A 290-nucleotide genomic window follows, 5' to 3' on the forward strand; every position below is an offset into this window, starting at 1 on the left:
CGCCCACCTGCCAGGAGCCGGTAACAGAAGGCGTGTAAGAGAAAAAGCTGGAGGGGCCATAAGCCCGGACAACACGCCAACTTTGACCAGGGGGACGAACCCAGAACTCAAACTCAGCCCCTGGAGGATTGCTGGAAGCCCTTAAAGTAATGGCTTGGTTAACAGTTGAAGAAGAGCCCTGATCAACAGACACCTGAACAGAGGTAATGGATGCAGAGGAAACCTGGTGATCCCGGATATGGTCAACCCATTGAGTAGAGCCTGGCATTCTACCCCGAACGCCCACCTGC

General features: G+C 54.5%; 1 protein-coding gene. It reads right to left on the minus strand.

Annotation, left to right across the window (positions count from 1 at the left end; all coding sequences use genetic code 11):
• On the minus strand, positions 1-268 hold a 268-nt coding region (locus AAIG11_RS18040; RefSeq protein WP_343187564.1), incomplete at its 3' end, for a hypothetical protein.
• Between the last annotated feature and the right edge of the window lie 22 nt (positions 269-290).

The organism is Anoxynatronum sibiricum (genome assembly GCF_039414295.1).
In the GTDB taxonomy this organism is placed as follows: domain Bacteria; phylum Bacillota; class Clostridia; order Peptostreptococcales; family Tindalliaceae; genus Anoxynatronum; species Anoxynatronum sibiricum.